Source organism: Exiguobacterium sp. USCH10, from assembly GCF_037619445.1.
Classification (GTDB): domain Bacteria; phylum Bacillota; class Bacilli; order Exiguobacteriales; family Exiguobacteriaceae; genus Exiguobacterium; species Exiguobacterium aestuarii_A.
Genome location: NZ_JAQPZO010000013.1, coordinates 57412 through 63597, shown reverse-complemented (window position 1 = coordinate 63597; position 6186 = coordinate 57412). Strand labels below are relative to the sequence as shown.

Below are 6186 nucleotides of genomic sequence, written 5' to 3'. Positions count from 1 at the left end.
GCCGTGTCGAGGTTCAGCTTCGCGTTCGCGAGCGCGAGGCTGTCCGCCTCGGCGAGGAACGGGAACAGGGGCTTGTAAGAGGCGGGTGTCGCCGGTTTCCGTCTCGTCCCGCTCCCCGCCTTCGTCTCCTCGCGGATGGCGATCCGGTCCTCGAGCAGCTTGTTGTAGATGAACCGGGCGCAGCTGATCGTCTTGATGAGGAACTCGGCCTGTGCCGGCGTCGGGTGGAGCCTGTATGTGTAGCCTTTCAGTATGTCTGTCCCTCCTCCCCTCAGAAGATTGTGATGTGTCTTCCTCATCCGATACCCGTGGAGAGGGAGGGAGAATCTGACGGAATGACGAACTTTTGTTCGTCATATCTGTCACAGGGAGAGCAAACTGTTGGACCGGGCGATTCATCTCCCACCTACGCCGGGCTACGCCCCGAGACGCTTAGAGGAGGGAGAATTCTCGCCTACTTTTGTTAATATCCCTTGTTTTTTCATCAGACGCGCTCCAATCGTTGTTGTACATCTTCTCGTGTCGGCATACCACCTTGTGCACCAAAGCCTTCGACGCTCATGCCGGATGCGACGACGGCAAACCGTACGGCCGTCTCCAAATCCTCTTGTTCGATCAGGGAGACAGCGAGCGCACCGTTGAACGTGTCACCGGCTCCTGTCGTGTCGACGACGTTCGCTCGGATAGCTGGCACATGCCGCACTTCTCGTCCATCATGGAATCGAACACCTCGGACGCCTTCTGTCACGAGTAACTTGTTCGGATATCGTTCAAGCACTTCGTCCACGGACAATCCCTTAAATAAATCCCGGCATTCATGTTCATTCGGCGTCAAGTACGTGACGTCTTCAATCACTTCTGGCGGGAGTGGTTGCGACGGTGCCGGATTGAGGAGCATCGGAATCCCTTTCTCCTTACAGTAAGCGGTCACTTGTTTGACCGTTTCGATTGGAATTTCGAGCTGTAAGAGTACGAACGACTGCTCATCGAGTAACTGATCTAGTTCCTCTTCCGTGAAGATGACCTGCTTGTTCGCCGATTGGACGACGACAATCGAATTATCTGCTTCCGCCAATACGATGTGGGCCGTCCCCGTCACTTCATTCGGTATGACCCGAACGTGCGCGACATCGACGCCGTGCTGTTTGAAGTTCTCAACAATCTGCTGACCGAACGGATCGTTCCCTACACAACCGACCATCTGCACCGTACTTCCTAACTTAGAAGCAGCGACCGCTTGGTTCGCACCTTTCCCTCCTGGAACGGTACGGAACGACTCGCCGATGACGGTTTCCCCTGCTTGCGGACGTTTGTCGGACGTGACGACAAGGTCCATCGATATACTGCCAATGACAACAATGCGTTTCATTCTTTATTTCTCCTTCCGCTTTGTCGTTTGTCTTTCAAGTAACGTGACCGGTAACAGCATCTCTCTCGGTCGTGTATCTTTTTTCTCAATCAAATCGAGCAATCGTTCTGTCGCCACTCGCCCCATCTCATAAATCGGTTGAACGATGGTCGTCAGCGGCGGAGACGTCATCTCCCCTAGCTCGATTCCGTCATATCCGATGACCTGTAGCTCTTCTGGGACACGAATGTTTCGACGAACTGCTTCCTGCAATACTGCGGCTGCAATCACATCGTTTGCTGCAAAGATGCCGTCGAACGGCCATGCATGATCGAACAGCTCTTGGGACGCTTTCAAGGCGTCTTTGAACGTGAACGTGGACTCGGTCATCCCGACGAGCTTGTCGCCTGCCACTTCGACAAATCCTTCGGTCCGACGCTTGACCGTCTTGAGATGATCAGGTCCGGCAATGTGAGCCAGTCGTGTCGCACCGCGTTGTAACAACGTGTCGGCTGCCAACTTTCCGCCCTCGTAACCATCCGATACAACGGCGTCGATTCCAGCCTTCACGATTCGGTCGAGCGCGACCATCGGTAAATCCAACGTCTCGTAATTCGGGTTGTGCGAATGGTTCGTGGTGATAATCAGCCCGTCGACATGCATCGTCTGCAAGGCGACCAAATACGTCTGCTCTTTTTCGAGTTGTTCGTCTGTGTTGCATAAGACGACTTGATACCCATGCTGATTGGCGACATCCTCAATCGCCCGAGCCAGCTGTGGAAAGAACGGGTTCGTGATATCTGGCATGATGAGTCCAATCAAGTTCGACGATTTTTTATAGAGCGAACGAGCGACTCGGTTCGGTGCGTAATTCAGTTCCGCAATCGCCCTTTCGACCGCTTCTTTCGCCTCTTCGCTCACATATCCGCTTTTATTCATGACGCGTGATACGGTCGCCACTGAGACGTTCGCATGTTTTGCCACTTGTTTGATGGTCGCCATTTGACATCCTCCGTTCTGGAAACGCTTACAAAACCATCTTAATGTGTAACCGGTTACATATCAAGGGATTTTTATGATTTCATGAAAAAACACATCGAAACAGCGCTTCAATGTGTAGAGAACGTCGGATTTAGTTGGACATAGACGAGGCATTCTACCGTTCGTCCGTCGAGTCGGGTCAATTCTTGTGTTTTCGTGAACGCATAGGTGAACCCACATTTCTCAACGACGCGTCGGGATTGGTCATTGAAGCTGAAATAGCCGCACCAAATCCGCTCCAGCCCTAACGCTTCGAATCCAAATCGAATCATCGCCTGAACGGCTTCCGGCACATAGCCGTGCCCCCAATAATCGGGGCTGAGTACATAACCGATTTCACGTTGGGCCTCATGTTGAATCGTAGGATCCGGTCTTCGGTCGTGTAATCCGATGCTACCAATCACTTGCCCGGTTTCTTTCAAAACAATCGCCCACACATCTTTTTCCTCAATAAACAGTCGAATGACGTCTTTCGTCTCTTCAACGGATTCATGTGGCGCCCAACCGGCCATCGGTCCGACACGTTCGTCTTTAGCATAACGATACATATCCTCTGCGTCTTCTAGCGTAAATGCTCTTAAGATCAATCGTTCTGTCTCCATCTTGATCATACAAACCCATCCTTTTCCTTCAAGTTGTTTCTTTCCCCGACCTAATGGGAAAACGTTAGGCGAGGAGGAATAAACATGCCATTTGATTATGACTTAAACTTCGATGAAATCGACTTCCGGCAACAACCGGAACTGTACCGAGTCGGCCGTGGTGAACAAGGGGTACTACTCGTTGAGCCGTATAAAAGTGAGATTTTGCCCCATTGGCGATTCAAGACGCCAGAGATTGCGAAACAATCTGCTGAAGAAATCATGGAATTGTTTGAAGCGTATCGCGCGAACGACGATTTCGTCGGGATGGACATGGCCCGAAAGTTCATCCAAATGGGCTACACGCGGGCCCGACGCTACGCCAATTATAAAGGAGGACGTAAATATAAAGAAGACGGTGACATCCACGAGCGCGAAATCGACGAAGAGAAAGCAGAGTCTGCCCGTATCTTTAAAACGTATTGGGATCAACTCCGTGCCGACGAGGATTATTTACGACGTAAAAAGGCACATCAGAAACAGTACGGTTAATCGCGCACCATCACTTGGAACGGAACCTCATTTCGCTCAAACGATGTGATTGTACAAAATCCAAGCGTTTCATATAGATGAATCGCACGCTCGTTGAAAGAGGCGACAGTTAGACGGAGCGGTTTCCCTCGTTCCGCCGCTCTCTTTATGACGTATTCCACAAACGATCGTCCGCGTCCTTTACCCGTCAAGTCAGGTCTCATCCCAAACCCAATGTCTGTGAAGTCTGACGAATACAGATATGTCGAATTTGGCACTTGCGCAGCAACACCGATGCAATAGAAACCAATCAGCTCGTGTTCTTCTACCATCGCCTGATACGTCATCAATTCGTCAATCCCCTCTTCAGAAGGCGACTGATTATAGAAATCATAAGGAGCTCCGTACGTCCATTCTTGAATTTGACTTGCCCATTCACGCGTCATCGGTCGGTGATGCATTCGTCTTCCCTCCGTACGCTTTTCCCAATGTCTATGTAAAAAAGATGAGGTCGCCCTCATCCTTATTTCCGAGTCCATTCTGCCGTCATTTCCACGTCCGCTTCATGCATCAAATTATGAATCGGGCATCGTGCCTCGACACCTTTTTGTAATTCGGCAATTCGCTCATCCGATTCAGTCGTATCGAGTACGATCTTCATCTGAACTGACTCAAAGTAAGTTCGGACACCTTCCATCCCTTGGAACCCTCTCGGATCGAGTGTCCCTTCCGTCACGAAATGGACACCCTCGTAATCAAAGTTCAAGTCCTGTGCGACATAGGCAATCATGATGGTCGTGCAAGACGATAACGCACCGAGAAGGTACTCAAGCGGATTCGGCCCCATATTCGTTCCACCGAGTCGTTCCGGCTCATCTACGATAAATGGGGTGTGCTCACCTACACGTACATTCGTCTTGACGCCTCCCGCTTCTCCCTCGGCGCGCATCGTGACTAACGGTCTTTCTGACATGTTCCATCCTCCTCTTCATCATCAAACACTTCTATGTTCCCTTTATTTCGGGCCATGTAACGCCTCGTCATAAATCGCATAATCGTTTTTTCCGTCCTGCTTGATTTGATACATCGCCTGGTCCGCTTTATGAATCAGCGTATCCAAGTTCGTCCCTTGATCCGGCGCATGACTGACCCCAATACTTGCCCGGATTGGAATCGTCACATCCGGCGTTCTGTATGGATTCCGATTCAACGTCATCTGAAGTTCATGAATAAATGCGAGTACTTCAGATTCCGTCAGATCGACTAAGTAGATATAAAACTCATCACCTCCAACACGGGAAGCCAAGCCGATATCTCGCGTTGATGCTTCTAACAATCCACCTAAATGCGTTAAGAAATGATCGCCCTCTTGGTGACCATACGTATCATTGACCGCTTTGAAACCGTCCAAATCAATAATCAATAAAGATAATCTTGAGGAACTTAGTAACGCATGGTCTGCCTGTTCATAAAACGCACGTCGATTGGCCAACTTCGTCAGTGGGTCATGATAGGCAAAGAAACGGATTGTTTGCTCGGCTTCTTTGAACGAATGAACGTCTCGAATGATAATCATCCCATGGATCGTTCGATCGATATCAACAAAGTCCCCATCAATGACGACATACCGCTCTTGCCCGGATTTCGTCATAATCTTCGTCTCGAACTCTAAAAACTTTTTGCGAGTCTGGAAATGTTGATGATAATGCTCCATCCACTCCGCCTTTTTCTTTTCCGGTAATAAATCGACAAAGCGTTCATTTACGACACGGACCGTATGAAAGAGTGTGCGCGCTGCTGGATTCGCACTTTCCACTTTTCCATCGGGATCAATCAACAAGATGGCAGATGGATTCAAGTTATACAGTGTCCCGTATCGTTTCACGTAAGAGGTCAAGAAATCCAAACGATTCATTGCGATGACGAGCGCCACTGCCCATACGAGCCCTCCATACATATAAGAGTACGGCGGAATGAACCCACGGAATTGAAAATAACCGAAGACAACATCCCATAACAATACGACATTTGCCGTCCAAAAAAGCATGCGCAACACGCGTTGGTGTTCTCTTCGTTCCGCACGTTTGAGAGCATAAAAAATGAGACCGATGATCAATATGTGAAAGATGTTCCCGACGGTCAGCGTAATCAAATAAGAAGCGTTGAACTCGGGATAAATCCAGATCCCCACTTGCTCAAACTGCTGACTGTTGATGATGTTCTCTCGCCGGATATACGTCAATATGACGGGAATCAACGGCAAATAGACGACCCAAGGATACAGCCACTTCGGTGCCTTTGCTCCGACGCCTGTGATACTTAATATGAAATGAACAGAAAAGATAAAGATGAAGATGCCGGCATTCCCAAACCAATACGCAATGAGTGCCGGACTGTATTCAATCGGAGATAGGTGGCGGACAAATTCAGCCAAGAAGAGCATCGAATAACCGAACACAAACAGGCTCAGCAAACGATGCTCTACTTTATTCGGATTGCGTTGAAAGACATCGAGTGCTAAAAATCCGAGCAAAAATGACGGTAACAAATAGACCGCCAGATAAATAAACATCTCGGTCATGCGGGACCTCCTCATCTGTTCGTATTCTTCTATTTCGTTATTCTGCGTTCTTTTCCCTCTTTAACGCGACAAAAAACGGGATGGTTCACATCCCGTTCTTCGTG

8 protein-coding genes are annotated in these 6186 nt (G+C 49.3%); 1 reads left to right on the top strand and 7 read right to left on the bottom strand.

Annotated features, from left to right (window positions below):
* The 4 genes from PQI28_RS14490 to PQI28_RS14475 form a co-directional block, all read right to left on the bottom strand.
* Positions 1 to 299 (bottom strand): helix-turn-helix domain-containing protein (locus PQI28_RS14490; protein ID WP_339963755.1); only part of this gene is annotated, 299 nt, incomplete at its 3' end.
* Positions 300 to 484: 185 nt separating this feature from the next.
* Complete coding sequence (gene rbsK / locus PQI28_RS14485; protein ID WP_339963754.1) at positions 485 to 1369, bottom strand: ribokinase; 885 nt, start codon at positions 1367 to 1369, stop codon at positions 485 to 487.
* A gap of 3 nt (positions 1370 to 1372) precedes the next feature.
* The gene (locus PQI28_RS14480) at positions 1373 to 2350 is read right to left on the bottom strand and encodes a LacI family DNA-binding transcriptional regulator (protein WP_339963753.1); all 978 of its coding nucleotides are present in this window, start codon (positions 2348 to 2350) and stop codon (positions 1373 to 1375) included.
* Between the two features lie 107 nt (positions 2351 to 2457).
* Entirely contained in the window at positions 2458 to 3000 is a 543-nt protein-coding gene (locus tag PQI28_RS14475; RefSeq protein WP_339963752.1) for a GNAT family N-acetyltransferase, read from the bottom strand.
* A 75-nt stretch (positions 3001 to 3075) separates the two neighbouring features.
* Between PQI28_RS14475 and PQI28_RS14470 the strand changes: the two genes are divergently transcribed.
* Positions 3076 to 3522, top strand: a complete 447-nt coding sequence (locus PQI28_RS14470) for a DUF4385 domain-containing protein (RefSeq protein WP_271305725.1) — start codon at positions 3076 to 3078, stop codon at positions 3520 to 3522.
* On the opposite strand, the gene PQI28_RS14465 is transcribed toward PQI28_RS14470, so the two are convergent.
* From PQI28_RS14465 to PQI28_RS14455, 3 genes are all read right to left on the bottom strand, one after another.
* Positions 3519 to 3962 (bottom strand): GNAT family N-acetyltransferase, encoded by a 444-nt coding sequence (locus PQI28_RS14465; RefSeq protein ID WP_339963751.1) that lies wholly within the window; start codon positions 3960 to 3962, stop codon positions 3519 to 3521. The genes PQI28_RS14470 and PQI28_RS14465 overlap by 4 nt on opposite strands.
* A 62-nt stretch (positions 3963 to 4024) precedes the next feature.
* On the bottom strand, positions 4025 to 4474 hold the full coding sequence (locus PQI28_RS14460) for an OsmC family protein (RefSeq protein ID WP_339963750.1): 450 nt from the start codon (positions 4472 to 4474) through the stop codon (positions 4025 to 4027).
* Between the two features lie 42 nt (positions 4475 to 4516).
* Entirely contained in the window at positions 4517 to 6082 is a 1566-nt protein-coding gene (locus PQI28_RS14455) for a GGDEF domain-containing protein (protein WP_339963749.1), read from the bottom strand.
* Between the last annotated feature and the right edge of the window lie 104 nt (positions 6083 to 6186).

Bases quoted from the DNA above. Each gene is read 5' to 3' on its own strand.
- rbsK (WP_339963754.1), bottom strand. From the start codon at position 1,369: ATGAAACGCATTGTTGTCATTGGCAGTATATCGATGGACCTTGTCGTC.
- PQI28_RS14480 (WP_339963753.1), bottom strand. From the start codon at position 2,350: ATGGCGACCATCAAACAAGTGGCAAAACATGCGAACGTCTCAGTGGCG.
- PQI28_RS14475 (WP_339963752.1), bottom strand. From the start codon at position 3,000: ATGATCAAGATGGAGACAGAACGATTGATCTTAAGAGCATTTACGCTA.
- PQI28_RS14470 (WP_271305725.1), top strand. From the start codon at position 3,076: ATGCCATTTGATTATGACTTAAACTTCGATGAAATCGACTTCCGGCAA.
- PQI28_RS14465 (WP_339963751.1), bottom strand. From the start codon at position 3,962: ATGCATCACCGACCGATGACGCGTGAATGGGCAAGTCAAATTCAAGAA.
- PQI28_RS14460 (WP_339963750.1), bottom strand. From the start codon at position 4,474: ATGTCAGAAAGACCGTTAGTCACGATGCGCGCCGAGGGAGAAGCGGGA.
- PQI28_RS14455 (WP_339963749.1), bottom strand. From the start codon at position 6,082: ATGACCGAGATGTTTATTTATCTGGCGGTCTATTTGTTACCGTCATTT.